We start from the raw sequence: 25,045 nt of genomic DNA on the forward strand, positions 1-25,045 counted from the left end.
GCCCTTCGGACCACGTCCGTCAACGGGCGCCCCCGCAGGCCGACCGTCGACCGTCGGCAGGCCTTCATCCGGCGGACCGGCCTTCGTGCCGGGGGCCGGTCCCACCCCACCGCACTCGAGGACTGTCCGGTGAGCGCACACGACGGCAGCCGCCCCACCACTGCCCCCTCTGCCTGGACCGCCGCTGCCGTACCCCGACCGCACGCCGAGGTACGCCTGTACTGCCTGCCCTTCCTCGGCGGGCCCGCCTCCTTCTTCCTTCCGCTGGTGCCCGAGCTGCCCGACTGGGTGGAGCCGTACCCCGTCGAGCTGCCCGGTCACGGACGGCGTCTGCGGGAACCGGCGGTGCGCGACGTGTTGGAGCTGGCCGGCAGGCTGGCGGACGAGGTCGGCCGGGAGGCGGCCGGCCGCCCCTTCGCCTTCTTCGGCCACTGCGGCGGAGGACTGCTCGCCTTCGAGGCGACCCGTCACCTCAGACGCCGGGGCCTGGCCCAGCCGGTACTGCTCGGGGTCTCCGCCACCCCGCCACCGCACGGGTGGCACTCGCTGGTCGCCGCACTGAGGACGCGTCCGCTCCACAGCCTGATGCCCTTGTTCCGGGAACTGGCCGCGCGGCAGGCCTTGCACGCCTCCAGCGCGAACGCGGTCCTCAAGCGAGAGGTGAGCGTCTACCTGCGCTACCGGTACCGGGAGGAGGCCCCGCTGGACGCCCCGATCAGCGTGTTCGGCGGACGCGACGACTCCGTCGTCCCCCAGGACGCCGCCCGTACGTGGTCCGAACTGAGCCGGGGCCGCGTCCGCCACCGCGTCTACCCCGGGCGGCACTTCTACATCGACGACCGGTGGCCGGAGGTCGCGTGGAGCCTCGCAAGGGATCTGCGGGGTGTGCTCGAGGCGGACAGCCTCGCCTGAGCGGCCCCCTGGCGCGGTCGGCGCTCACGCGCCGACGACACCGTCCGGGTCCAGCCGAGCGAAGACCGAGCGGAACCGGGCGGCGTTGCGCTGCACCTGCTCCAGGTGCAGCCCGATGCGTTCGCGCGCCTGGTCACCGACGGCCGTGAGGTCGGTGCGCCCCCATACACCGAGCGTGCGCAGCAGGGGCAGCAGGACGTGCTCACGGTGGATGTCGAGGTTGTAGATGCCGGCGGCCGCGATGCGCAGGGACCGTTCCCGGAACCCCGGCAGGGTGGCTCCCGGCATCCGGAACTCGCAGATGATGTCGGCCAGCGCGGTGAGCGCGGCGTCCGGGTCGAGGTCGATCGCCGCCCGGTACAGGTCGCGGTAGAAGAGCATGTGGAGGTTCTCGTCGGCCGCGATCCGGGCGGTCAGCTGCTCACCGAGGGGGTCTCCGCAGGCCTTGCCGGTGTTGCGGTGCGCCTCACGGGTGGCCATCTCCTGCACGGTGACGTAGGCCAGGCTGTGCAGTACGCCGGGACGGCCGCTCTCGAAGCCGCGCGAGAGGTGAGCCATGCGCTGCTCCTCCAGACGGACCGGGTCGAGGGCGCGGCGGGCGTGGAGGTAGCTGCGCAGGGCGTAGGCGTGCCGGTCCTCCTCCGCCGTCCACCGGTGTACCCATGTGCCCCAGGCGCCGTCCCGGCCGAAGACGGTGGCGATCTCGTGGTGGTAGCTGGGGAGGTTGTCCTCCGTCAGCAGGCTGACGGTGAAGGAGTCCTGGACCGCGTCCGACATCAGGGACTGGCCGGGCCGCCACGGCTCGCCGTCCAGGGGACCGTCGTAGTCGGTGGCTTCGCTCCACGGCACGTAGGCGTGCGGGAACCAGGGTTTGGCGGCGGCGAGGTGGCGGTCGAGCAGGCGGGCCACGACCGGTTCCAGGGCCACGAGGAAGCCGACCGTCGCGGGAGTGTGATCGTCAGACACAGGGACCTCACAGTGCGGTTTCCGCCGAGCGGAGGACCGCAGCCGGACCGGCGAAGGCGGTGGGTGCCTGAGCGGGCCCGGCCACGGGTGCGCGACGGAGGAGCGGCACGCAGGCCACTCCGGGGAGGGTGTGCTACCAGCCGGCCTTCACGCTGCCGTACGACTGCCGGCAGGTGGCGTTGGTCGCCTCGACGGAGAGGGTCTGCATGGCGTTGCCCCAGACCTTCTTGGCCACGGTCTCCAGGCCGCGGGTCTCCGCGGGGATGGTCGGCGCGTACTTCTTGAACGCTCCGATCGCCGCGGTGGTGAACTTGGTGCACGCCAGGCCGTCGGTGTTCTGGTAGCGGGTGTCCAGGTCCCGGGCCACGGTCGCCCCGTTCGCGGTGGCCCACTCGTTCCACGCCGCGCACGCGGTCTCGGTGAGCGCCTTCTGGTCTGTCTCGCCGAGCGCGGCCAGCTCGTCGAAGAGGGCGGTCTTCACCTTGTCGGGGACGGTGAACTGCTGGACGGGGAACTTGTCCTGGGCCTCCGAGAGGGCTGCGAGACACGCAGGAGGCAGTTCCACCGCCTGGGCGGGAGTGTGGCCGACGAGCAGCGCGGCGGGGATCAGGGTTGCGGCGACGGCGGCGCGCCGGAATGCACGACGAACGGTCATGACAGAAGCTGCTCCTTGCGAGTGGGGGTGTTCGGACCGCGGGCTCTGACAGCAGCCCACACAGGTAAACGGTCGATGCCCTCGCAGGTCACGGAGGGTCACACGGACCGGCGTGTGCGGCGTGAACATCTCGGCCGAGCAGTCTTCAGCACCATGCGCACTGAACGCCTCGCCTCGAAACCGATCGACTCCGCACGCCTGTGGTCCTGCGATCCGCGGCCCGTGGCCCGGCAACGTTCACGCCGGCCGTCCCTCGCCGGGCCCGCCCGGTCGCGCCGACACCCCGTCTCTCCCCCTCGGATCCTGTTCGTCCTCAGGGTGCCCCTCCGGACGCTCTGCTTCTGCACGCCGGAGGGTACGGCTCATCCGTTCACGGTTGAAGGATCACGGGGTGCTCGGTCGGGCGGGCGGGCGGTGGGCCTGGTCCTCGTCGACCGGGTGCCTGGTCGTGGTGGGGCGGTTGAAGGACATGGTCAGGCGGTCGGGTTTGACGGTGACGACAGCTTGCGGCCGCGGCGGTCGTGACGTCAGCTGAAGGTGCGAGCAGTTCTGGAGGATGGTGGCCAGGATGATCTGCAGCTCTGCCCAGGCGAAGTTCTCACCGATGCATTTGCGTCGTCCGTCACCGAATGCGAGGAAGGATCCGCGGGTGGCCGTGGCGTCTGCGTGCGTCCAGCGGTCCGGGTCGAAACGGTCTGGGTCCGGAAAGACCTCTGGGTCGTGCTGGTGAAGGTACGGACTCCATACGACGTCGGCGCCTGCCGGAATGGAGTGTCCGCCCAGCTCGGTGTCCCGGGTCGCGGTTCGCGTCACCATCCAGGCCGGCCCGTACTTGCGCACGGCTTCCTGCAGCACTCTGCGGGCGTAGTAGAGCTGGTCGACGTCGGTGTAGCGGAGTGGCCGGTCCTGGCAGACAGAGGCGAGTTCGGCGCGGAGGCGTTGTTCGACCTGCGGGTGCCGGCTGATCTCGTACAGGGCCCAGGCGAGGGTGGTACCGGTGGTCTCGATGGCTCCGGTGAGCAGGGTGATGGCTTCGTCCTGGAGTTGCTGACGGCTCAGGGGCTCCGGTGCGGTGAGGAGAGTCTCGAAGAGCCCGCTGGGGCGGTCGGCGTGGGGGCATCCGGTCTGTGTCGTCGTTGCCGTTGTGGTGGGCAGTTGGCTGGTGTGGTGGTCGATGGCCTGGTCGATGAGGGTGCGCAGGCGGGCGACCCGGGCCGCGTGGGCGCGGTTCGCCGGCAGCGGCAGGCGGTTGGCCCAGGGCGGCAGGATGGTCTGGCGGATGGTTCCCTTCATGATGGCCGGCATGAGGGCGGTGAATTCTTCTTGCAGGTGGGGCGGCAGGTCTGTGCCGAACAGCGCGACGAGGAAGGCTGCCAGCGTCAGGTTGTTCATGTCGGCGAAGACGTCACGGTGTTCGCCGTCCGTCCACGCGGCGACCATGGACCGAACCTGGTCGATCATGGCGTCGCCGCGGGTGGCGATGTGCGCTTTGTTGAACATCGGCTGCATCAGGCGCCGGTTGCGCAGGTGGACGTCTCCGTCAGCCACGGTGGCGAGCCCGTCGCCGAAGAACACGCGGAGCGCGTCGATGATCTTGCCGCCCTTGGTGAAGTCTGCGGCGTCGGTGACCAGGACCTTGCGCGTGAGGGCGGGGTCGGTGACCACGTAGGCGGGCGCGGTGCCGATACGTATGCGGACGACGCTGCCGTGCTCTCGCAGGGAGGCTATGAAGGGCAGGGGGGTGCGAGCGAGGCGGTGGGCGTGTCCGATCAGGGGAAGGCTGCCCGGCGCCGTCGGTGTGGGTGTGGCGAGTGGGGTGTTCACTGCTCGGCTCTCCTCATGGTGGGGCATTGAGGTGCGGCCGATGCATGCCCAAGATCAATCCCATGGATGCTGTCTACACGTGATCTTCACATGCCGGAGGTGACCGTCGACCGGAAGTCGGCCGTCGGCTGCCTGGGTCCCGGAGGACCTGGCGTACGGCCCCGTACGCCAGACTCCGGCCGATCTGGAGTCCGAGTGACGGTACGTCTGGCCGGGAGGACTTGTCGGCCGGCTGGTGTCGCGCGTCCAGCTGGACGTCCCCTTCCGATCCTGTCGGGGCCCGTAGGACTTGGCGTCACTATGCTGATCACATGACACGCCGTCATCTCCTACTCACCGTAAGCCTCCTGGCTTGCCTCACGCTGCCCGCCTGCTCCACGGACAAGGAGCCGCCGGCCCCTGCCGGGGCACCGTCAGCGAGCGGAGCCGGCCAGGTCCAGCCGTTCAAGGACGACACCGACGTGCCGTTGGCCAGGCAGCTCAGCCGGGGGGAACTCACTCAGGCGATTCCCGACGCTGAGGACGTCGTCCCCGGCTACTACCCCGGCAGTCTGCACAAGCGCATGCCGGGCGAACCCGACGACTGTGCTCCGCTGGACGCCCCCGCGCCGGCCGGTTGGCAGCGGGCGGGAAGTGGCGACTACGACTACCAGGGATCGACCGAATCCCGGGGCATTGATCTGGACGTCTGCCAGTTCGACAACGCGGCGCACGCGAAGGCAGCGTACGACCAGTGGCCGGATGGGGACGAAACGGCGCCTGTCGAGGCCGGCCGGGTCGGAGAGGAGTCAGTGTTCCTGGCCCACAGTGGATCGAGTGGCACGGTCCACGGCTACAGCAGGTCCGGCTCCGTCATCGCCCGGGTCAGCGTGGAGGACGCGGGAGCGGATCCTACGGACGCGCATGACGTGCTCGCTGCCACGATCAAGCGACTCCAGCAGGTCCAGGCGGGCCGACGGGCCACGGCTACGGCAACCGAGATCGCCGAGAGCGAGCAGGCCCAGCACTAGATGATCAATCCCCATGCATGCTCCAGGGCGTGGGGAGGGCGGCTGGCCGAGGTCACCGGGAGACGGTCAGGCGGCCGGCTGCCGGCCCTGGTTGCCGAGGTGACAGCGGGCGGTCAGGCGTCAGGGTCGACTTCGGGGTGCGTGAACCGCACGGGCTTGTCCAGCGACCGGGCGTAGGCGAGTTCGGCTCGGGTGCTGTCTCCGATGTAGTCGCCGACTACGAGCACCTCATCAGCGAGCCGGATCTTCGCCCGGTGCAGATCGCCGAGTCGGACCTTCAGCGCCTCGGCCTCGGCAGGATCGGACCAAAGTGCGTGCGGCGACTTCATGTCCCAGCCCGGCTTGACGACGATCTTCCCCGCTTTGGTCTCACGCAGGTCTGCCTCGTTCATCTCGGTCATGAAGCGGGTGGAGCCGCAGATCACGACGATACGGGGGAGGCTCAACAGCTTCTTCGCGTCGGCGAGCTTCTCCGCGGGGGTGAGCAGTCGCGGGCGTGACACTGGTTCCTCCTGGCGGTGTGGTCCAAGGGGTGTCTGCGGAGACGAGTACGAGGGTTTCCAAGACCGCGTTTCGACGAACGACGTGGACACAGATCTGTCCGGAGCCGAACTCACATCATCTCGGGGGTCTTTGCGAGATTGCCGCCTGCGCCGAGTTCGATCCGCACGAGACGGTGGAGCTTGCCCGACACCCGGGCCCGGCTCCGTTCGGCCTTCACGGACGTGATGGACGGGTCGTCGAGCTACGGCTGGCTCAGTCGCCGTACAACCAACTGTCGTACCCGGCACCGTCCACCAAGTGATAGAGGCCGAAGGCGCCGGGGAACAGCACCAGGGCCAGCACCCCGATCCGCAGCAGGACTGGGGCCGCGACGGTCACAGGCCCGGCCTGGCCGCTGACGGTGCGCCAGTCCCGGCAGCGTCGGACGTCTCCGCCGCAGGCCCACCAGAAGAAGAGCCCGATGAGGATCCCGGCCACGGCCACAGCGGCGGCGAGCCCTCCGGCGACGGCCAGGAACGTCCTCCGGTCGTGATGGTCGCCGATGAACAGGGAGGCCGCCCCGAGCAGGGGCACCGTGGCCAACCCGTACAGGGCTCCGCGCGCCGCCACGTCCCGGATCCGGAGCAGGGGCTGGATGATCGCGTCCTCGGTGCGCATACTCGGCACCGTAGCCCACCCCCGCCGCCTGGATTGCACCGCCTCCGGCCGTGCGGGGTTGACCATGCCCCCGGGTCCCTGCGTGCGCCTACGCGGCGTCCGCGGGGAAGTCCTCTTCCGGGAGGACGACTTCCTCTCCGAAGTCCTCCTCGCTGAAGCCCTCCGCTCCCATCATCGCGGCGCCGACCCCGCCCAGCATCTCCTCGATGTCCAGCTCGGTCGCGCCGGCCGGGGCCGTGAGCGTCTGGCCCTCGGTCATCCGCACCACCAGGCCCAGCTTCTTCACCTCGGCATTCTCGGCAAGCTCGGCGAGGTCGACGTGCACCTCGCTCAACTCGCCGTTCTTGAGCGTGAAGTCGGCCGTGACCTCGCCGTCGGGGATCTCCTTGAGGTCCCCGTCCGTGGGCAGTTCCATGCCCGGCGGCAGCTTCTTCGCGAGCGGACGCATCTCGTCGAGGAGCTCCCCGATCAATGTACGGAAGGGAGCGGTGGCGGTGATGCGCTCGGCACCGTCCTCGCCCTCGGCGGTCTCGAAGTCGACCTCTCGGGCGACGGTCTTGCGGAGCGCGTCCAGCAGTTGCTTCTGTGTCCTGGCGTCGAGGGTCGGCTCCGGCTCGGGCTCCGTCCCGGGCTCGGCGGTGGTCTCCGCCATCTCCTTGGTGTTGATCTTCACCCACTCGCCGTCGAGCGCCTTCTTGAGTCCGCTCGCCTCCGGGGGCAGGTCCTCCGCCGACGGTACGGGGGCGCCCATGGCCTTGCCGAGGAGCTCCGCGTCGGAACGGATGTACGTGTAGTCACCGATGACCCGGTACTCGACGATGTCGCCCCCGTGGGCGCGGACCTTCATGGCCATTCCGACGAGGTCCTTCTCACCGGACTCGTCGATCGGCTTCTTCGACTGCGCCGTCACACTGATCTTCGCGTCACTGAGCAGGTCGGCGACCTCGTCGGGGATCTCCTCGCCGGGCTCCGGGTTCGACAGGGCGTCCAAGGCCTTCAGGCTCTGGGCGTCGGTGTCGAGGTCGAGTTCGAAGGAGATCGTCTTCTCCTTGCCGAGCTTGCCGAACGCCTGGTCGAGTTTCTGTCCCGCGGAGATCTGCTCGACGGTGCCGCAGGCGGCCGAACCCGCGAGGACGGCGCCGACGACTGCGGTGGCGGTCAGGGTCTTGCGTATGGCGGTGATGATGGTCTCCTCGTCAGTGCGATCACGTGTGATCGTCGGCAAGACTTCTGACGGCGCCCGATGGTTGCCCTGTCCGCCCCGGCCGAGGCGGATCAGTGATGGACGGGCTCCGCGCCGGGGCGGCTCCGGGGACGGAACGTCCGCCGGCAGGTGGCCGTGGAACGCCCACTGTGCGGCGGATGGGCAGCGCTGGGTCGTACCGGTCACCTGCTTGTCGTGGCCGCCCAGGTGGCTCTCGTCCGTGTCCGGCGGGTCAGGTCCTCGACAGTGAGGGGTTCGTCCAGCCGCTTCAGGCCAGACAGGTGGGGCCCGGCTCGCCGTGGCAGCGGAGCCCGGTGGCCGCCATTTCCTCGTCGAGGCAGCCGGAAGCATCGCCGCGACGGGCGCCGTGCTGCTCCGGCGGCCATGATCGGACGTGAGACGTGGCCGACCGCCGCGTCGGTGACTCGGAAGGAGCATGGTGAGCAGCGACGGACTCCCGAAGGCCGAGCAACTGCACTGCCTCGTCACCGGGGCGACCGGCTACATCGGCGGGCGCCTGGTGCCGGAACTGCTCCAGGCCGGCCACCGTGTGCGCTGTCTGGCCCGTTCCCCGGGGAAACTGCGGGATCACCCCTGGGCGGGGGATGTCGAGACGGTGCGCGGGGATGTCACCGACGCCGAGTCGGTCGCCGCCGCCCTGCGCGGCATCGATGTGGCGTACTACCTGGTGCACGCGCTCGGGGCCGGTTCCGGTTTCGAGGACGCCGACCGCCGAGCGGCCCGGACCTTCGCCCTGCAGGCGCACGCGGCCGGGGTACGGCGCATCGTCTACCTCGGCGGACTCACTCCTCACCAAGTACCGGAGCAGTCGCTCTCGCCGCATCTGCGTTCCCGGGCCGAGGTGGGACGGATCTTCCTCGAGTGCCCCGTGCCCGCCACCGTGCTACGAGCGGCGGTGGTCATCGGATCGGGGTCCGCGTCGTTCGAGATGCTCCGCTATCTGACGGAGCGGCTGCCGGTCATGATCACCCCCAGTTGGGTGCGTACCCGCACGCAGCCCATCGCGGTCCGTGACGTGCTGCGCTACCTGGTCGGCTCGGCGACCATGCCGGCCGGCGTCGACCGGGCCTTCGACATCGGCGGACCGGACGTCCTGACGTACCGCGAGATGATGCGCCGTTACGCCACCGTGGCCGGGCTGCGGCACCGGCTCATCGTGCCCGTGCCCGTGCTGACCCCGCGGCTGTCCAGCCACTGGGTCGGCCTGGTGACCCCTGTTCCCGCCTCCCTCGCCCAGCCCCTGACCGAGTCCCTGCGTCACGAGGTCGTCTGTCGCGAGCACGACATCATTCGGTACGTGCCTGATCCTCCTGCTGGGCCGTTGCCCTTCGAGGAAGCCCTGGCCCTGGCCTTGCGCAGGGTACGGGAGGCGCAGGTCGCCACGCGCTGGTCGTCCGCGGCCGCCCCGGGAGCGCCCAGCGATCCCCTGCCCACCGACCCCGGCTGGGCCGGTGGCAGCCTCTACCGTGACGAGCGGCAGGTGCCGGTCGACGCCTCACCCCAGGCGCTGTGGAAGGTCGTCGAGGGCATCGGCGGCGACAACGGCTGGTACTCCTTCCCGCTCGCCTGGGCGGTGCGCGGTTGGCTGGACCGATTCGTCGGAGGGGTCGGCCTGCGCCGCGGACGACGCGACGCCGAACGCCTGCGGGTCGGTGACTCGTTGGACTTCTGGCGGGTCGAGGAAATCGAACCGGGCCGTCTGCTGCGCCTGCGGGCGGAGATGCGACTGCCGGGCCTGGCCTGGCTGGACATGTACGTCGAAACGGACGCCGAGGGCCGCACCCGTTACCGCCAGCGCGCCCTGTTCCATCCTCGCGGGCTGCTGGGTCACGCCTACTGGTGGTCCGTCTCCCCGTTTCACGCCGTCGTCTTCGGTGGCATGGCCCGCAACATCACCCAGGCAGCGGCCAGGGGCATGAACGCAAGCAAGAACACGTCCCGCCCCTCGCGCTCGCGACGCCCACGCAGCCGGTCGAGATCCACCGACGGGCCGGCAGACGCCGATCCGATCCGCGGCCGCGACTGAAGACAGACCTCCGTCGCGCACTGGCTCTTCGGCGACCAGCCCGGTCCGCACTTCCTCGCCCCGGGGTACCGACGGGCCCGACGGCGAGTGGTGGCGGCCAGGCGGTGCGGATGCCTCGGCGGTCGCCGTCACCGGAGGACACGGACGGAGAGACTCCGACGGAGAGTCTCGGACATACACGCCAAGGGTGATGAACAGCCCGTACGGGCCTGTCGGAGTCTTTGCCGCTGCCAGACTTCCGGCAGGGGACACGCCGCTTGGGGGCGTGGGCGAGGCGGGGTGGGTGTGAACGAGCACAGCGCGGCCGGAAATGCCGCTCCAGGTGTGGTGGCGGCGTCGGGCGCGGTGGCCCGCAGCGGTCTGCCCGGCGGACGCCGCGCGCCGGGGAGCCGCGCAGGGCAGGGGGACGGGCCGGCCGAGCGCGAACGCGGCAGCGGCCCCGCGCGCACGGTGCCCCGGCACGTGGCATGTGTGATGGACGGGAACGGGCGGTGGGCCCAGCGGCGCGCACTGCCGCGCTCGGCCGGTCACCGGGCCGCCGAGGCCACCGTCATCGAGGTCATCGAGGCGGCCAGGTCCGCGGGCGTCGAATGGCTCACCCTGTACGCCTTCTCCACCGAGAACTGGAACCGGCCCGGCGCGGAGGTCGACTACCTGATGAGACTGGTCCGCCGGGTAGTGCGCAAGCACGCGCCCTTCCTGCTCGCCCGCGGCGTCCGCTGCCGCTTCCTGGGGGTCACCGACCCGCGCATCCCCCGCGAACTGGCGCAGGACTTCGAGGACCTGACGGCATTGACCGACGGCAACCGAGGCATGACGCTGACCGTGGCCTTCGACCACGGCGGGCGCCGGGACATCGTCGAGGCCGCCCGGTCGCTCATCCGGAACGGGACGCCCGCGGACGAGGTGACCGAGGGCCTCTTCGCCCAGCATCTGCCGTTCCCGGACACCCCGGACGTGGACCTGGTCATCCGTACGTCAGGCGAGCAGCGCATCTCCAACTTCATGCTCTGGAAGGTCGCCTACGCCGAGTGGACCTTCCCCGAGGTGCTCTGGCCGGACTTCCGGGCCCCCGACTTCCTGCACTGCCTGCACACCTACCGGCGCCGCGACCGCCGCTTCGGCAGTCTGCCTCCCCAGACGAACGGAGACCCACGATGACCACGGACACGATCCCCGCCGACGCTCCGCACCCCGACGAGGAACCGCCCTTGTTCGGTTCCGGTTCGCAGTTCCACGCCTTCTTCGACGACCCGCGCTGGGCACTCGCCATGATCCGCGCGACGGTGCTGGAGGCGGCCCACCCGCAGATCGGCGCGGCCCTCCTCGACAACTCCACCTTCGTGGCCCATCCCTGGCGCCGGCTCCGCAACACCTTCCTCAGCATGCGGCGCATGTACAGCGGCGACCCCGTGGTACGTGAGCGGGAGGCCGCCCGGCTCAACCGGCTGCACGCGCGCATGAGCGGCACGGACCTCCGCGGCCGGGCCTACGACGCGATGGACCGCGCCACTCGCGCCTGGGTGATCGCCACCCTGTTCGAGAGCGCCGTGACGATGTGCCGGCTGAGCGGCCAGCCCCTCGAGCAGCGCACGATGGAACGGATGTACGCCGAGTACCGCGCGTTCCTCGCCGCGCTCGACGGTGACGCCACGGAACTCCCCGAGGAACTCCACGACTTCTGGGCCTACTTCGACCGCGTCGTGGAGGAGGAGCTGGAGAACACCGAGGCGGCCCGCATCATCCTGTACCGGCTCTTCGACCATCTGCCCGCCCCGGCACTGCTCGACGGAGCGCCGACCGTGTGGGCGGCGGGCCGGGCCGTCGCCGGACCGCTCTTCGGCGCGATCACCGTGGCCTCGCTCCCCGAGGCGTACCGACGCCGGGCCGGCCTGCCGGAGATGCCCGGCGCCGACACCCTCATGCGGGGTGCCTACCTCGCCGCCGGACTGGCCCGCTTCCTGCCCGAGGGCTGGCTCAACGCGGAGAACATCATCGACTTGCTGACGCTCTCGACCGGTAGCGACGACCCTCGCGCCCGGACCGTCGCCGCCCTGCGCGGTCGCATGAAACGCGCGTCGGCCCTGCTCCGCCTGATCACCCCGCTGGGCGGTGTGACCGATCCGGGCCGGGCGTCCGCGCACACGGGCGAGGGCCGGCACTCGGCGGAGGAGTTCTTCCGCCAGGTGCTGGACCAGACCGGCGACGGCCACCTCGACTGGCCGGACCTCGCGGCGATGGCCCGGGAACTGTCCACGCGCCTGGACCTGGACGAACCGGAGGAGACGCGGCTCTACGACGCCTTCGCCTCCTGGTGGCACGAACTGCAGGAAGCCCTCGACACGGACGGTGACGGCCGGGTCAGCGCCGACGAGTACGCCGCCGCCGTCCCCTCCCTCGCCGGGCCCGCGCTGATCCGCGTCGCCGAGGTGCTTTTCGACGCGGCCGACGCGGACGGCAACGGCACCATCGACGCGGACGAGTACCGGGCGCTCTTCCGTACCGCTTTTCACCGCGACCTCGCCGCCGGCGACGGGACCTACGGCCGGAGCGCCTTCGTGGGCGACTTCGTCTCCTTCATGTCGGCGCGCCGCACGAGCACTCCGTACGATCCCCTGTTCACGGACGCCTAGGCCGTACCCGCGAAGGCGGGCGCCGCTCGACCTCGCCGGGCGGCGTCGACGCTCGCAGGCCTTCCGGATGCCCGTGGTCGAGCACACCCGTCCCATCCCGCCCCTGCTCGTACCCGCCGGTGTTCTCGTCACCCCGGCACCTGCACGGGCAGTCCGGATCGCCGGCCTGGTACAGGCCGGGTCCTCGGCTGGGCCATGAACTACCCCGTCGGCCTGCCTCTGTTCGCCACCCGGCGAACATACGCACGGCCGGGTCATCAGTTCCTCGTGTCCACGCTCTCCCCTGTCGCCGCCGGTCGCCGCGGGGGTGACGGAGCCGGGCTGCCGCGGAAGCGGACCGCGGCCGGCACGCCTGGGCGGCGGAGATTCTCGTCGGCCGGGCTCTGCCCGGACCGGGCTGACGGCGGACGGTACCTGAGTAGGAACTGAGTACGTGCGCTCATGCCCGGCGAGGTGAGGGGGACGACACTCCGTGGCATGACGAACCCGCTGCCCCCGGCCGAGGAGCTGCGGCTCCTCGACGCCGAGTTGTGGCAACTCGACGCCCGCCGGGCCGTACTGCTGCAACGCCGCGCCTGGCTGATCCACACGTTGCGTGCGGCCACCGGCCCGCACGGCGGCCGGGGTCACGGATCCGTACCGCCGTTGTGGCCGAGCCGCGGGGCTGCCGGCACTCCCCCGCCGGACGCCACCGCCCCCGGCGTGCAGAACGTCCTGCTGGTCCTCGGCGGGATCCTGCTGACGGTCGCCGCGGTCGCGTTCAACCTGGTCAGTTGGGGGCACCTGGGGATCGGCGGACGGTCGCTGGTGCTCGGCGCGGTGACCGTCGGGGTGCTGACCGCGCCGGTGGCGCTGCTGCGCCGTGGGCTGGCCTCGACGGCCGAGGCGGTTGCCGCTCTGGGGGTCGCGCTGACCCTCCTCGACGCCTACGCGCTGCACGAGGTGGTGTTCATCGGCACGGGTGCTCTCACCTACACGGCCGCCGCGTCGGCCGTCCTGGCCGGTGGGTGGGCCGCGTACGGCGCGGGAGTGGGCGCGACGGTGCCGGCGGATGCTCCGGTGTCCGAGGGACCGGGCCGCAGGGGCACGCGGCTCGTGCTCCGTCTCCCTCTCCCGCTGGCCGTGGCGACCGCCCATCTCCCCCTGCCCCTGTGGGCGCTCGCCGTCGGCGCGGGTCCGTACGCCCTCACGGCCGTACTCCTGGTGACCGCGGCGGCGGGGGCCGCCGTCGCCCTGCGGACGACACTCACGCCGGTACGGATCGTCGCGGCCGTCGGCTCGCTCGGCACGGGCGCGGTCGGAGTCCTGTCGGCCGGCTGGCTCTGCTGGACTGCGTCCGGCCCGGGAGCCTCCGCACGCGCGGCGGCGCTCCTGATCCTCGCGGCCGCGATCGCCCTGGCCGCGGCCCGGGCCGTTCCGAAGCCGGAGGCCGCCGTGGGCGCGGCGCTGACGGCGGGTCTGTGCCTGGTCGCCGGGGCGGGCGGGGTACTGCGGACCTCGCTGCCCGGCGAGTGGACGGCCCCCGGGTGTCTGGCCTGCGGGGTCGCCCTGCTGGCGGTCGTCCGGACGCCGCTCGGGGAAACGTCACGCCGGGGGCTGGTCGGGGCCTCGTTCGCGGTCCAGGGACTCGTGGTGCTGTCGGCGGTCCCGCTGGTCGCCGGTACGCTCCTCGGCCCGGTGTTCCAGGTGGAGCGGCCCTGGTCCGGCGCCCCCAGGGGCTTCAGGGCCGCGGTGTTCACGGACGTGCCGTGGCCCGCGCACGCCGGCACCGTGCCGCTCGTGCTGGCCGTCGTCGCGGGCGTGCTGGCGGTGGCTTCCGGCCGCGGCGAGAAGTGGCGGCCGCACTGCGCGGTCGGGGCGCTCGTCCTGGGCTGGGCCGCACTGCTCGTACTGCCTCCCGCACTCGGGCTGCCCTACACCGCCGGCCTGGTGGCACAGGGCGGCGTGGTCGTGGCCGCGCTGGGATGCGCGGAGTGGGCCCGCCGCGCCGCGGCCGGGACGTCCCACGTGGCCGTCGGGGCCGTTGTCCTCGCCCTCGTCACCTCCGTCGATCTCGCTCTGGTCTCGCTGGCGTCCGAGTCGGCGACGATCGGTGTGCTCGTTGCTCTGACGCTCCTGTTCGCCGGCGCGGGCACGCGTCCGGGCTCCGGCCCGTTCGCGGCACCCGCCTCCCTCGTGCACGCCGCCGCTCTCGCCTGTGCGATCGGCGCGTCCGCGGGCCGGCCGCCGCACCACACCGCGCTGCTGGTCGTCGTCGTGTCCGCGGTCGCGGCGCTGCTGGCGGCGCGCTCCTCGGGCTCGCCCGTCACCGTGCCCGTCGAGGGAGCGGGCGCGGCGGCGGGACTGCTCTCGCTCGCGCTCGCCGCGACCGATCTGCCGATGCTCGCCCTGGTGCTCTCGGTGGGCGGGGTGGTCATGGCCGGGACCGCGATACGACCGGACCGACGGGCAGCCGGTCACGTGGCCGTCGTGCTCTTCGTGCTCGCCGCTTGGGTGCGACTGGCGGCCTGGGACGTCACCACGCCGGAGGCCTACGCCCTGCCGGTGACGGTGCCCGCGCTGGTCGTCGGCCACCTGAGCCGCCGTCGCGACCCCGCGCTGTCCTCCTGGACGGCGTACGGTGCCGGCCTGGGCCTCGCGCTGGTGCCGAGCCTGCTCGCGGCATGGGGGGACCCGCACTGGTTCCGGCCGTTGCTGCTCGGTACGGCCGCGCTGGCCGTCACCCTGGTCGGCGCACGGAGCCGGCTCCAGGCGCCGCTGGTCCTCGGTGGGTCCGTGCTCGCCCTGGTCGCACTGCACGAACTCGCCCCGTACGTCGCCCAGGTCGTCGGCGTGCTGCCCCGGTGGGCGCCTCCCGCACTGGCCGGTGCGGTGCTGCTGGCCATGGGCGCCACCTACGAGCAGCGCCTGCGCGACGCACGGCGGGTGCGGGAGGTGTTCGCACGGTTCCACTAGGTGTTGCGGGGCAGAAGGTCGCCGACGCTGCCGGTGGGGTTTCAGGTCGTGGGGTCCCAGAGTCCTTCGGCCTTGCCGCGGGCGAGGTGGTCGGCGTAGACGCCGACCTTCCAGGTGATGACGGACCGGCACTCCTCAAGTGCCTGGATCTGTGCGTCTACGCGCCGCCGGTGGGCTTCGAGAAGCCGCAGGCGTTCCGCCTCGTTTCCCGGACCGTGCCGCACCAGCTCGGCGAACTGCTTGAGGTCGGCCAGCGGCATCCCGGATTCCCGTAGCTTGACGCAGATCAGCAGCCAGTCGACGTCGAACGCCCTGTACCGTCGCCGGCCTCCGGAGGTTCGCCGGACCGGTCCTACGAGCAGTCCCTCGCGCTCGTAGAAGCGCAGCGCGTGGACGCTGAGTCCGGTCTGCTCGGCCACGTCGCCGATGCTCAGTGGCGTCGCAGGAGTCTCGGTGGTTGCCATGCGTCGCAGTCTAGGACTTGATCTAGACCTCGCTCCAGATCGTAGCTTCGATGGCATGACCAGCATTGATCAGCAGCCGCTCGGCTCGCCCTTCTCCGCCGCCAGCACTGCCCAGGACGTCACCGCGGGCCTCGACCTGTCCGGCACGAGCGCCGTGGTGACCGGGGGCTACTCCGGGCTCGGCCTGGAAACCACCTCCGCCCTCGCGGCCGCCGGAGCCCGCGTCATCGTTCCGGCGCGCCGTCCTGATATCGCGCGGGCCGCACTCGCGCATGTGAAGGGCTGCGAGGTCGTCCCCATGGACCTGAACGCCCTCGCCAGTGTGCGGGCCGCCGCAGCACATATCCGCGACTCCCTGGCCAGGCTCGACCTGCTCATGGCCGTCGCCGGAGTCATGGCCACTCCCGAACGGCGCGTGGGACCCGGCTGGGAGGGCCAGCTCGCCGCCAACCACTTCGGGCACTTCGCCCTCGCCTGCGAGCTCTACCCGCTCCTGGCCGCCGCCGACGGCGCGCGGGTCGTGGTCAACAGCTCCGCCGGCCACACCCTGACCGACATCCGCTGGCACGACCCGCACTTCCGCACCGGCTACGACAAGTGGCTGGCCTACGGCCAGGCCAAGACCGCCAACGCCCTCTTCGCCGTACACCTCGACACACTCGGGCGCGGCGACGGCGTCCGGGCCTTCTCACTTCATCCAGGCAAGATCATCACCGGGCTGCAGCGGGACATGACACTCCAAGAACAGATCGACCGCGGGTGGGTGGACGAGCACGGCAACGTGATCGCCACCGACTTCAGGACCCCCTCCCAGGGCGCCGCCACCGGCCTGTGGGCCGCCACCTCCCCTCTCCTCGCCGACCGCGGCGGCCTCTACCTGGAGGACTGCGACATCGCCGGCATCTCCGCCCCCGAAGCCTCCATGGACGACGGCGGCGTCCGCGCCTACGCCATCGACCCCGATGCGGCCGCACGGCTGTGGGACCTGTCCATCGCCGCGACCGGCACCGCCCCGATCACCCGATGACGCCACCGCACCGCAACGCACCACTGCCCATCGCAGGCCGACGTCGCCTCGTCGAACGCCGCCGCCCCCGCCCGATCCGACCCGGCTTCGGACGCCCGCCGGTTCCTCGATCCGTACGGAGCCGGCAACGGGAACATCCGCTGCGACCACCACCGCCCGCACAGCGGAACGGGCGGCCTGCCGCCCGCAGCACGCGTCACCGACGTCCGGCCCTCCTGCAACTGGGGACCTCGGTCGCAGACGCGTCCGCGCCGTTCGATCAGAGCTTCTGAGCGGGCAGCGCCCGGTAGGTGTCCGCGAGCCGGGCCATCACGGGGTGCGAAGCGGGGTAGGTCCTGTGGTCGATCCGGGTGAGGGGACGCAGGACCGTGGCCGCGTTCGTGGCGAAGACCGCCTCGCAGTCGTCGAGGTCGGAAAGGCCGATCAGCTCCGTCGGGTCTCCCCCGGCGCGACGCAGGAGTTGCCGGGTCGTGCCGGAGAGTACGTCTCCCCCGGGCCAGACGACCCGGCCCTCGCGGACCAGGCCGATGTTCCAGGTGCCGCCCTCCAGCACTTCGCCGTCGGCTCCCGTGAACAGCACGTCGTCGTAGCCCTCCCGCCGGGCGCGGCGGCGGAGCCGGAGAGCGGGCCCGAGAGCGACCGACTTCACCTCGGGCAGGTCACGGCGGTGGACCGCGGTCCGCACCCGCAGGGGCCCCGGGTCGGCCTCCGGAGCCGGCCGTGCCGTGACCAGGATGCGCGGACGGGCGTCCGCGTCGATGGTGGCCAGGTTCAGTGCCGGGTCGAACACGGTGATGCGGATGATCCGGCGCCCGCTCCGCGGTGCGGCCCGGCGGGCCAGGTCGCGCACGCGGTCCGGGTCGAGCGCGGTGTCGAAGAGGAGCCGGCAGTCGCGGATCAGGCGCTGCAGGTGGAGGTCGAGGCCACGTACTCGCCCCTCCTCCACCAACAGGGTCGTGAAGTGGCCGTAGTTGGTCAGGGCCAGGGCCGCCAGGGCGTCTTCCCCGGCGGGTCGGCCGTCGAGTTCGATCATGGCGTCACCCTGTCACGCCTGCCGTGCCCGGCTGGGTGGCCGGCGCTCTCCCGCCGGCGACTCGTGGGGCGGTGAGCAGGTGACGGACGGAAGCGGGCGGGGTGCGGGGCGGCGGTGTCGCCGCCCCGCACGGCAGGTGGTGTCCGGCTCACTTGATGTAGTCCTCGACGACCTTGGGCGGCCAGGTCCCGACCTTGAGAACGCCCATGGAGTAGGCGCGGGAGACGAGGGCCGCCCGGTTGGGGACCTTGAGCGCCCTGAGCAGTCCGGTGACGTGGTACTCCACGCCCTGGCGGCTGAGGAAGAGGCGGGAGGCGAGGGGGATGGTGGAGACTCCGGCGGCTATGCCCTCCAGGATGCGGGCGTCTATCTCGCTGAGCAGCTTCTTGCGCGGTGCCATCTCCTCGGCGCCCTCGGACCGTTCGTCCGCGCCGGACAGCACCACGAGGATCGCGGCGACGTCGGGGGTGTGGCCGCCTTGGACGGCCATGGCGCGCAGCGGGAGCGCGGAGGCGGTGCTCTGCTGGTCGACGGCGATGACTTCGGTGAGGAAGCGCTGCCGCTTGCCCTCCAGCATGCGGGAGAACTGCTGCATGAGCGGTGGCCGGACGCTGGGATGGATCAGGTCGCAGAAGTGCCGGCCGCAGAGGCTGGAGGTCGGTCCGCCGAAGCGGCGGCCGAACTCCTGGTTGACCTGCTGGATGGTGAGCGCGGGATCCAGGCAGGCGATATAGGCGTCAGCCCGGTCGAAGCCGTCGGTGCGGACGTCTGCCGGCTCGGGTGTGCCGGCCGGACCGACCATGGGGGCGCGGTCCATGAGTGTGGCGTGGGGGGTCGGCGCCAAGGAACTCAAAACCCTTCTTCTATCGGTGCTTTAGGAGGAGGGCCAGGTAAGCGCCTGGCCTTGCGAAAAAGGAGGCGACAGAAAAGAAGACGTTGCGATATTACGAACGTCGACGATGACGGGTCAACGTGAGACCGGTCTGACCTGCTAATACTGCGGTGACTTCTTCGGTGGGTACGGTTCCGCACCGAAGGGGTTCGGTCGGGAAGGTTCGGTGTCGGCTGCCGAACCTTACGGCACCGTTGCCCCGGCCGGTGGAACCCTTCCGAATCAAGCCAAATGAGACAGCGACTCCGCACCTCGAACCGACATCAGTGCTCCAGGTCACGGCAGGCTCGCGCCGAATGCGCGTCGACACCGGCCCTCCTCCCGGGAGAAGGGAATGGTGGAAAGCGATTTCCGTCGGACTGCCACTCGACCGAGGGGGGAAACGGAAAAGGCCGGACCCCGTCCCGCGCTATGCGGGGACGGGGTCCGGGGGAATTTACCGTCGAGTCACCTGTGGAAACTCGCGTTTTCCGCACGGGAAACAAGAGCGACGAGTTCACGGCGTCCGGGAATACCCAGTTTCCGGTATGCGTGGGTGAGGTGCTTCTCGATGGCGCGGGAGCTGACGCCCAGCTCGCCGGCGATCTCCTGGTTGGTCAGGCCGCGGCACGCGAGCCCCGCCACCCGGCGCTCGGTCGGGGTGAGGACGCTCTCCGGCGAGACCGTGTACAGGGGTGTCCTCATGGTGCCGCGGATGACGCGCTCGGCCAGCGCGGGGACGCCGCAGGCGGACGCCAGGGTGGCGGCCTCCCGGGCCAGCGCCTCCGGCTCCGGGCCGCCGCCCAGGCGTTCGGCGAGCGAGAGCAGCGCTCGGGCCAGCTCCAACTGGTTGGCTGAGCCGCGCAGGACCGTGACCGCCTCACGCAGCCGAGCGGTGCCCCGCCCGCCTTCCTCCAGCCGGCCGAGCAGCCGTAGCGCCCGGCCGACGCCGACGGGCGCGCCCCACTGTTCGGCGCGGGCGTACTCCTCCTCGGCCAGGGCCCGGGCGGCGCGGGTGTCACCCATGCGACGGTGAACGCTGATGGTCCACGGACGCCAGGGGAAGAGCACGGGATTGTGCCAGCCCGCTGCCTCCATCTGCCGGCCGCAGGACTGCAGTGAGTCGAGGGCTCCGACGAGATCGCCCGCCGCGATCTCTCCGGTCGCCTCCAGCAGGCGGAGCAGGCCGGCGAGGGGCAGGCCCTGGAGCCGGGTCCGGTCGGCCCGGCGCAGCACGCGCTCGGCGAGGGACGGGTCGCGGGACTCCAGGGCGACGATGGCGTGGGTCATGGTCGCCACCGTGCCCAGGTAGTGGTGGTCGGCCTCGGTCATGTCCAGCGCCGTCTCGGACCATTCGCGGGCATGGGCCAGCCTGCCGCGGCCCAGGTGAACGAGGGCCTGTTCGATGTGGGCGAGCGCGTCGGCGGGGGTGGTGCGCTCCTGGTGGGCACGGTGCTCGACGGCGAGCCAGGAGTCGACGGCCTCCACCGAGTCGGCGGCGATCATCGTGATGATCACCAAGGGGAGGGTGGAGTGGACGCGGGCGGAGGTGGCGGGTTCACGGTCGAGGATGCGTTTCGCCAGCCCCACCACCTCGGCGGCGGGCAGTCGGCAGCCGAGGGTGACGGCGCCGAGCAGGGCGATCGTCAACTCGCGCTCCGCGCCGCTGTCCACGGGTGGTTCGGGTCCGAGTTCCCTCAGCCGCTCGGCGGCCGCGGTCAGCTCGAAGGGGTCCTCGTGGCCGCAGTGCCGCAGCCGGGCCTCCAGCCGCAACGCCAGGTCGCGGTCGAGGCCGGCGAGCCGGGAGGCCGGACCGAGTCCCTCGGCTGCCTGGCGCAGCAGGTCGACGACGGTGAGCGGGGTGGGGCCGAGCGGGGTCGGTGAGATGCGCAGCGCGGCCACGGCCCGGTCCCGCGGATCGGGGAACAGGGTCATGGCCTGGGCGATGTGCCGCTCGCAGGCAGGGGGGTCGAAGTCTCTTTCCGCGGTGCCGAGTTCGACCAGGAGGCGGGCGCGCGTGATGCCTTCGGCGGGGCTGTCCAGCAGGGCGCGCCGCAGATAGCGGGCGGCGGTGTCGGGTGCGCCCCGGCGCAGGGCGGTGTCGGCGGCGGCGCTCAGGACGTCCACGGCCCAGGGCTGGTGCCGGGTGACGACGGCCATGAGCTGGGCGGCTACCTGCTCGGCGGGGCTGCCCGAGGCGTAAAGGAGAGCGGCGGCCTCGTCGTGGAGCCGCTCGCGCTGGTCCATGGTGAGGGTGGACTCGACGGCGTCGCCGACGGCGCGGTGGGTGAAGCGCGGTTCGTTTGCGGAGGTGAGCATGCCCAGGGCGCCCAGGGCGCGCAGGGCTCCGGAGTAGCCGGCGCTGTCCAGTTTGGCGAGGCGGGTCAGGGTGGCGACGTCGCCCTGTTCGCCGAGGGTGGCGATGGCGGCGGCGAGATCGCGTACCGGAGCGGGCTGGGTGCGCAGGCTGCTGGCGATGTGTTCCCGCAGCTGGGACGGGCTCAGTCTCCGGGTGACATCGGCGTGTTCGGCCTGCGGGCGGCGGCCGACGAGGTCGGTGTCGACCAGGGTCGACATCAGGAACAAGGGGTTTCCGGCCGAGGCCTCGTGGCAGGCCCGGACGAACTCCTCGTCGCCCGGTTCGCCGAAGCGGTCGCGGACCAGCGTACGGGCGGCCTCCAGGCTGAGGGAGGCCGGCCGCAGGGTCTGGGTGGCGGCCTCCCTCAGCTCGCGGATCAAGGAGTGGTTGGTGCGGGGATCACCGTCGCGCAGGGCGCAGACCACGACGGCCCGCACCCCGTGCAGCCGTTTGGCCAGGAAGGTGAGCCAGCGCAGCGAGGGCACGTCGGACCACTGGAGGTCGTCGACGAGGATCAGCAGTCTGCTGTCGACGCTGACGTTGGCCAGCAGCGAGAACAGTCCGTGCAGGACGGCTTCGGTGGCGGCGATCGCCTGGTCGGCGCCGGGCGAAGCGGCGTCGTCGGCCAGGACGTGCCGGGCGAAGGAGGCGTGGGCGTCCATCCAGCGGTCGCGGACGTCCTGGGGCGAGTCGCTCAGCAGGGGCTCGAAGAGCTGCCGTACGACGCCGAAGGCGAAGTCCTGTTCCATGGGCGCGGCGTTGGCGCGCAGCACCCGGACGCCCTCGTGCCCGTCACCGACCGCGGACAGCCGCTGCAGCAGCGCCGAGCGTCCGATGCCGAGGGGTCCGGTGACCACGACGAGGGAGGACCGTCCTTCGGCGGCGGCGCCCAGTGCGGCGTCGACCAGGGTGATCTCGGTGTTGCGTTCCAGCAGCATGGGGTCAGCCGCCCTCCGGTCCGTGGCTCAGTGCGCGCAGTTCCTCGCGTCCGCGGATGCGGAGCTTGCGGTAGACGCCGCTGAGGCGCAGTTCCACCGCGCGGGTGGTCACCGACAAGGTGGCGGCGATCTCCCGGTTGCCCAGACCGCGGGCGGCGAGGAGGGCGGTCTCGTGTTCGGCGGGGCTCAGAGCGGGCCAGCCGGCCGGTGGGCGTTGCCGGAGGTGCGGTGCCGCGCCGTGCGGGGCGGGCGCTTCCCACCCGGGTGGTCGGCCGGCAGGTGCGGGCGGCCCCTGGGTGGAGCCGGCGTGCGGGCCGGGAGCGGCGCCGTCGGCCGTGGGAGACCTGCGGGAGGCGAGGGTCAGGGCGGTTCTGCGCCCGGCCTCCGCGCTCTCCGCGGAGGCCAGTTCGAGCACGGCGCGGGTGTAGGCGGTGCGAGCGGGCGATTCGCTGAGGGTGGCGACGGCGGCGCGGAAGTGTTCGGCGCGGTTCTCCCCGCACACCACCGCCAGGCTGAGTTCCGCGCGGCCGAGGGCACTGCGGGTGCCCCAGCGGGCGGCGAGCCGCAGTTCCTCGCGGGCCAGGCGCAGGGCCTCCTCGTCGTCACCGAGGGCGTGGGCGGCCTCGGCTGCCAGGGAACGCCAGGGCAGGACCGCCGGGTTGACGCAGCCGTAGTGCAGCATCCAGCGTCCGCAGGCGCGGAAGTGTGCGCGCGCCCGGTGCGGATCGTCTTCGGAACGGGCCAGCACGCCTCGGGCGAAGAGCAGGTAGGCGGTGGTGGCGCACTCCTCGGCGAGGGACGGGACAGGACGGGAGGCGACCTCGCGGGCCCGGTCGGCGCGGCCGTTCAGGAGGTCCGCGACCAGGTTGAGCGAGGCCCAGTAGGGGACGAACAGCGGGTGGAGGCGGGTCAGCGGCAGCTCCGCCTCGGCGGCGGCCAGGTCGCGGGCGGCCGCGTCGGGGCGGCCGTGCCGGATGTGCAGGTCGGCTCGGACGGCCAGGACGTGGGCGATGGCTATGGCGGCGCGTTGCCGGTGTGCCTCGTTGAGCAGAGTGGCGAGGTGGGCCTCGGCCTCGTCGCCGTCGTCGGTGAGTAAGAGCGCGCGGCACGCGAACAGGCGGGGCGTCACGAGCGGGGGGCGTCCGCCGGGGTCGGGCGCGAAGGCCGCCCTGGCCAGTCGGCGGGATGTTTCGAGGTGGACGCCGGCGACGGCGTGCTCCCAGGCTCGCACCCCGGCGACGGCGGGGCTGTGCGAGTGCTCGGGCAGCGCGGGCGCGGGGTGGACGTCCAGGCAGGTCTCGTCGTGACGCAGGAACCGGGCGACCCGCAGGAGGGCGATCAGCTCGTGCCGCTCGCTGACGATGGCATCGTTGTCGGCTGAGCCGGTGTTCTCGAGGTGATGGCCGGAGTCGTTCCGTGACGCCGGGTCCGGCGCGGTTCCGCCGGAAGCGGTCGCGGCGCCGCTCACCGCCCCGTCACGGGAGGCGGACGGCTTCACCGCGTCCCCCACCCGCTCCGCCCGGGGCACGGCGTCGTCGGGAGCGCGCGCTGCGGCGGCGGTGCCGAGGCGGCCGGGAGCGGCGGGCTGGGCGAGGCGGGCGGCGCGGGTGTCGCCGCCGAGGATGCACAGATCGACGGCCTGGGAGCGCAGGCCGGCGCGGGTGTCGGCGGAGCGGATGAGTCCGTGCAGGCGACGCTCCGCGGCCACGGGGGCGGTGACCATCTGCACCGAGGCCAGCTGGAGTTCGACGCGGCCTCTCTCCTCGGCCCGGAGCGGCTCGTCCAGGGCCCTGGTGAGGTAGGCGGTGGCCCGGTCCCGTCGGCCGCTGCGCAGTGCGGCGGCGAAGCCGCGGCGCAGGGTGTCCACCGCCCAGGGCGCTCCCACGGGGCGGGCCCGCAGGAGCAGTTCGGCGATGCCCTGGTCGGCCACGGCGACCCGCTGGGCGAGCCGGGCGGCGCGCGCGTACAGATCGGCGCGGTCAGCGGCGGGCATCTCCTCCAGGATCCGGGCCCGCACCACGGCGTCGTGTCCGGACGGCGACCCGCCGCGGGTGGTGAGGAGACCGCTGGCCCCGAGGGCGGCGCGCAGCCTGGCCTCGGGCACGGGGTGCGGGCCGACGAGCGTGCAGACCAGCGGGAAGTCGAGCAGGTCTCCGCAGACGGCGAGGGCACGCAGGACATCGACGGCGACCGGGTCGCGCAGTTCGCTCAGAGCACGGGCGGCGTGGTCACCGACCACTTCGGCGGTCAGGGCACGCAGGTGTTCGACGTGCTCGGCGCGGGGGGCGCGGCCGGCGCGGGTGAAGCGGTGGAGGACCTCGTGCACGACGGCCGGGACACCACGGGTGGTCTCGGCGAGGGACTCGGTGAAGGCGGCGTCGGCGGGGCCGCAGACGGCGCGCACGGCGGCGGCCACGCCACTCGCCGTGAGGGGCGGCAGCGCGAGTTCGATGGTGCTGGCGAGACCGGTCAGCGGGGTTCCCACGCTCCACTCGGGCCGGTCGATGGCGGTCCCGGTGGTGCTGGTGAGCAGGGCGACGGGAGCCCGGGGCAGGCGGCGGGCCAGTGCCTCCAGCCAGCGCAGGGACGCCGGGTCGAGCCACTGGACGTCATGCACCACGAGGAGGGTGGGCCGGTCGCGGCAGGCGGTGAGCAGGTGATTGAGACCGGGGAGGCCTCCGGGGCGCTGCGGGGCCACGAAGAGGCGGGAGGCCATGTCGCGGTCCTCGGGGGTGAGGAGTTGGGCGACCACCCCGTAGCGCAGTTCGTGCTCGGCGGGGGTGGCACGGGCGCTGAGTACGTGAACTCCCCCGTCCTTCGCCTGCCCGGCGGCCCACCGCAGCAGCTCGCTCTGCCCCAGGCCGGGCTGTCCCGTCACGGTGACCAAGGCGGGGCGGCCGGAGCGGAGTTCACCGATCACGGCGGAGAGAACCGCTTTCTCACGGTCACGTTCGAGCAGTGGCAGGTCAGGGGGTGCCATGTCGTG

General features: G+C 72.1%; 18 protein-coding genes. 7 read left to right on the plus strand and 11 right to left on the minus strand.

Annotated elements, in window-relative coordinates:
- Positions 1-129 precede the first annotated feature (129 nt).
- The gene (locus tag ACLIN4_RS01170; protein ID WP_179342595.1) at positions 130-912 is read left to right on the plus strand and encodes a thioesterase II family protein; all 783 of its coding nucleotides are present in this window, start codon (positions 130-132) and stop codon (positions 910-912) included.
- A gap of 24 nt (positions 913-936) precedes the next feature.
- Here the strand turns inward: ACLIN4_RS01170 and ACLIN4_RS01175 are convergent, their stop codons facing one another.
- The 3 genes from ACLIN4_RS01175 to ACLIN4_RS01185 all read right to left on the minus strand — a co-directional run bounded on the left by ACLIN4_RS01175 (position 937) and on the right by ACLIN4_RS01185 (position 4,357).
- Positions 937-1,878 (minus strand): acyl-ACP desaturase, encoded by a 942-nt coding sequence (locus tag ACLIN4_RS01175; protein ID WP_307653406.1) that lies wholly within the window; start codon positions 1,876-1,878, stop codon positions 937-939.
- A gap of 133 nt (positions 1,879-2,011) precedes the next feature.
- A complete protein-coding gene (locus ACLIN4_RS01180) occupies positions 2,012-2,533 on the minus strand; it encodes a hypothetical protein (RefSeq protein ID WP_100047757.1) in 522 nt (173 codons plus the stop codon).
- Positions 2,534-2,917: 384 nt separating this feature from the next.
- Positions 2,918-4,357 (minus strand): cytochrome P450, encoded by a 1,440-nt coding sequence (locus tag ACLIN4_RS01185; RefSeq protein WP_307653405.1) that lies wholly within the window; start codon positions 4,355-4,357, stop codon positions 2,918-2,920.
- Between the two features lie 311 nt (positions 4,358-4,668).
- Between ACLIN4_RS01185 and ACLIN4_RS01190 the strand changes: the two genes are divergently transcribed.
- Positions 4,669-5,367 (plus strand): hypothetical protein, encoded by a 699-nt coding sequence (locus tag ACLIN4_RS01190; RefSeq protein ID WP_411575391.1) that lies wholly within the window; start codon positions 4,669-4,671, stop codon positions 5,365-5,367.
- A 113-nt stretch (positions 5,368-5,480) separates the two neighbouring features.
- Here the strand turns inward: ACLIN4_RS01190 and ACLIN4_RS01195 are convergent, their stop codons facing one another.
- The 3 genes from ACLIN4_RS01195 to ACLIN4_RS01205 all read right to left on the minus strand — a co-directional run bounded on the left by ACLIN4_RS01195 (position 5,481) and on the right by ACLIN4_RS01205 (position 7,753).
- A complete protein-coding gene (locus tag ACLIN4_RS01195; RefSeq protein WP_307653403.1) occupies positions 5,481-5,870 on the minus strand; it encodes a hypothetical protein in 390 nt (129 codons plus the stop codon).
- Positions 5,871-6,123: 253 nt separating this feature from the next.
- Entirely contained in the window at positions 6,124-6,528 is a 405-nt protein-coding gene (locus ACLIN4_RS01200; RefSeq protein WP_307653402.1) for a DUF6336 family protein, read from the minus strand.
- 88 nt (positions 6,529-6,616) lie between these two features.
- Positions 6,617-7,753, minus strand: a complete 1,137-nt coding sequence (locus ACLIN4_RS01205; RefSeq protein WP_411575392.1) for a hypothetical protein — start codon at positions 7,751-7,753, stop codon at positions 6,617-6,619.
- A 415-nt stretch (positions 7,754-8,168) separates the two neighbouring features.
- On the opposite strand from ACLIN4_RS01205, the gene ACLIN4_RS01210 reads away from it, so the two are divergent.
- The 4 genes from ACLIN4_RS01210 (at position 8,169) to ACLIN4_RS01225 (ending at position 15,367) form a co-directional block, all read left to right on the plus strand.
- Positions 8,169-9,779, plus strand: coding sequence for an SDR family oxidoreductase (locus ACLIN4_RS01210; protein ID WP_289909313.1), 1,611 nt, complete (start codon positions 8,169-8,171; stop codon positions 9,777-9,779).
- Between the two features lie 450 nt (positions 9,780-10,229).
- On the plus strand, positions 10,230-10,940 hold the full coding sequence (gene uppS / locus ACLIN4_RS01215) for a polyprenyl diphosphate synthase (protein ID WP_411576719.1): 711 nt from the start codon (positions 10,230-10,232) through the stop codon (positions 10,938-10,940).
- Complete coding sequence (locus ACLIN4_RS01220) at positions 10,937-12,412, plus strand: oxygenase MpaB family protein (protein ID WP_289909314.1); 1,476 nt, start codon at positions 10,937-10,939, stop codon at positions 12,410-12,412. The genes uppS and ACLIN4_RS01220 overlap by 4 nt, the downstream gene beginning before the upstream one ends.
- A gap of 477 nt (positions 12,413-12,889) precedes the next feature.
- Complete coding sequence (locus ACLIN4_RS01225) at positions 12,890-15,367, plus strand: SCO7613 C-terminal domain-containing membrane protein (RefSeq protein WP_382053330.1); 2,478 nt, start codon at positions 12,890-12,892, stop codon at positions 15,365-15,367.
- A gap of 41 nt (positions 15,368-15,408) precedes the next feature.
- On the opposite strand, the gene ACLIN4_RS01230 is transcribed toward ACLIN4_RS01225, so the two are convergent.
- Positions 15,409-15,831 carry a MerR family transcriptional regulator gene (locus ACLIN4_RS01230; RefSeq protein ID WP_107478738.1) on the minus strand — a complete coding sequence of 141 codons (423 nt, stop codon included), beginning with the start codon at positions 15,829-15,831 and terminating at the stop codon, positions 15,409-15,411.
- 55 nt (positions 15,832-15,886) lie between these two features.
- Between ACLIN4_RS01230 and ACLIN4_RS01235 the strand changes: the two genes are divergently transcribed.
- Positions 15,887-16,858: an SDR family NAD(P)-dependent oxidoreductase gene (locus ACLIN4_RS01235; RefSeq protein WP_411575393.1), complete on the plus strand. Its 972-nt coding sequence runs from the start codon at positions 15,887-15,889 to the stop codon at positions 16,856-16,858.
- 259 nt (positions 16,859-17,117) lie between these two features.
- Here the strand turns inward: ACLIN4_RS01235 and ACLIN4_RS01240 are convergent, their stop codons facing one another.
- The 4 genes from ACLIN4_RS01240 to ACLIN4_RS01255 form a co-directional block, all read right to left on the minus strand.
- The gene (locus ACLIN4_RS01240; protein ID WP_382053332.1) at positions 17,118-17,891 is read right to left on the minus strand and encodes an aminotransferase class IV; all 774 of its coding nucleotides are present in this window, start codon (positions 17,889-17,891) and stop codon (positions 17,118-17,120) included.
- Positions 17,892-18,039: 148 nt separating this feature from the next.
- Positions 18,040-18,708 carry a PAS domain-containing protein gene (locus ACLIN4_RS01245; protein WP_257101716.1) on the minus strand — a complete coding sequence of 223 codons (669 nt, stop codon included), beginning with the start codon at positions 18,706-18,708 and terminating at the stop codon, positions 18,040-18,042.
- Between the two features lie 522 nt (positions 18,709-19,230).
- Positions 19,231-22,059 (minus strand): ATP-binding protein, encoded by a 2,829-nt coding sequence (locus tag ACLIN4_RS01250; RefSeq protein WP_107478741.1) that lies wholly within the window; start codon positions 22,057-22,059, stop codon positions 19,231-19,233.
- 4 nt (positions 22,060-22,063) lie between these two features.
- Positions 22,064-25,039, minus strand: coding sequence for a helix-turn-helix transcriptional regulator (locus ACLIN4_RS01255; protein WP_289913680.1), 2,976 nt, complete (start codon positions 25,037-25,039; stop codon positions 22,064-22,066).
- Positions 25,040-25,045: the final 6 nt, after the last annotated feature.

The organism is Streptomyces mutabilis (genome assembly GCF_046628145.1).
Classification (GTDB): domain Bacteria; phylum Actinomycetota; class Actinomycetes; order Streptomycetales; family Streptomycetaceae; genus Streptomyces; species Streptomyces mutabilis.

Excerpts from the sequence above, each read along its gene's own strand:
- ACLIN4_RS01255 (WP_289913680.1), bottom strand. The coding sequence starts at position 25,039 with ATGGCACCCCCTGACCTGCCACTGCTCGAACGTGACCGTGAGAAAGCG.
- ACLIN4_RS01190 (WP_411575391.1), top strand. The coding sequence starts at position 4,669 with ATGACACGCCGTCATCTCCTACTCACCGTAAGCCTCCTGGCTTGCCTC.
- ACLIN4_RS01200 (WP_307653402.1), bottom strand. The coding sequence starts at position 6,528 with ATGCGCACCGAGGACGCGATCATCCAGCCCCTGCTCCGGATCCGGGAC.
- ACLIN4_RS01245 (WP_257101716.1), bottom strand. The coding sequence starts at position 18,708 with ATGGACCGCGCCCCCATGGTCGGTCCGGCCGGCACACCCGAGCCGGCA.
- ACLIN4_RS01220 (WP_289909314.1), top strand. The coding sequence starts at position 10,937 with ATGACCACGGACACGATCCCCGCCGACGCTCCGCACCCCGACGAGGAA.
- ACLIN4_RS01250 (WP_107478741.1), bottom strand. The coding sequence starts at position 22,059 with ATGCTGCTGGAACGCAACACCGAGATCACCCTGGTCGACGCCGCACTG.
- ACLIN4_RS01240 (WP_382053332.1), bottom strand. The coding sequence starts at position 17,891 with ATGATCGAACTCGACGGCCGACCCGCCGGGGAAGACGCCCTGGCGGCC.
- ACLIN4_RS01210 (WP_289909313.1), top strand. The coding sequence starts at position 8,169 with ATGGTGAGCAGCGACGGACTCCCGAAGGCCGAGCAACTGCACTGCCTC.
- ACLIN4_RS01230 (WP_107478738.1), bottom strand. The coding sequence starts at position 15,831 with ATGGCAACCACCGAGACTCCTGCGACGCCACTGAGCATCGGCGACGTG.
- ACLIN4_RS01225 (WP_382053330.1), top strand. The coding sequence starts at position 12,890 with ATGACGAACCCGCTGCCCCCGGCCGAGGAGCTGCGGCTCCTCGACGCC.
- ACLIN4_RS01235 (WP_411575393.1), top strand. The coding sequence starts at position 15,887 with ATGACCAGCATTGATCAGCAGCCGCTCGGCTCGCCCTTCTCCGCCGCC.
- ACLIN4_RS01180 (WP_100047757.1), bottom strand. The coding sequence starts at position 2,533 with ATGACCGTTCGTCGTGCATTCCGGCGCGCCGCCGTCGCCGCAACCCTG.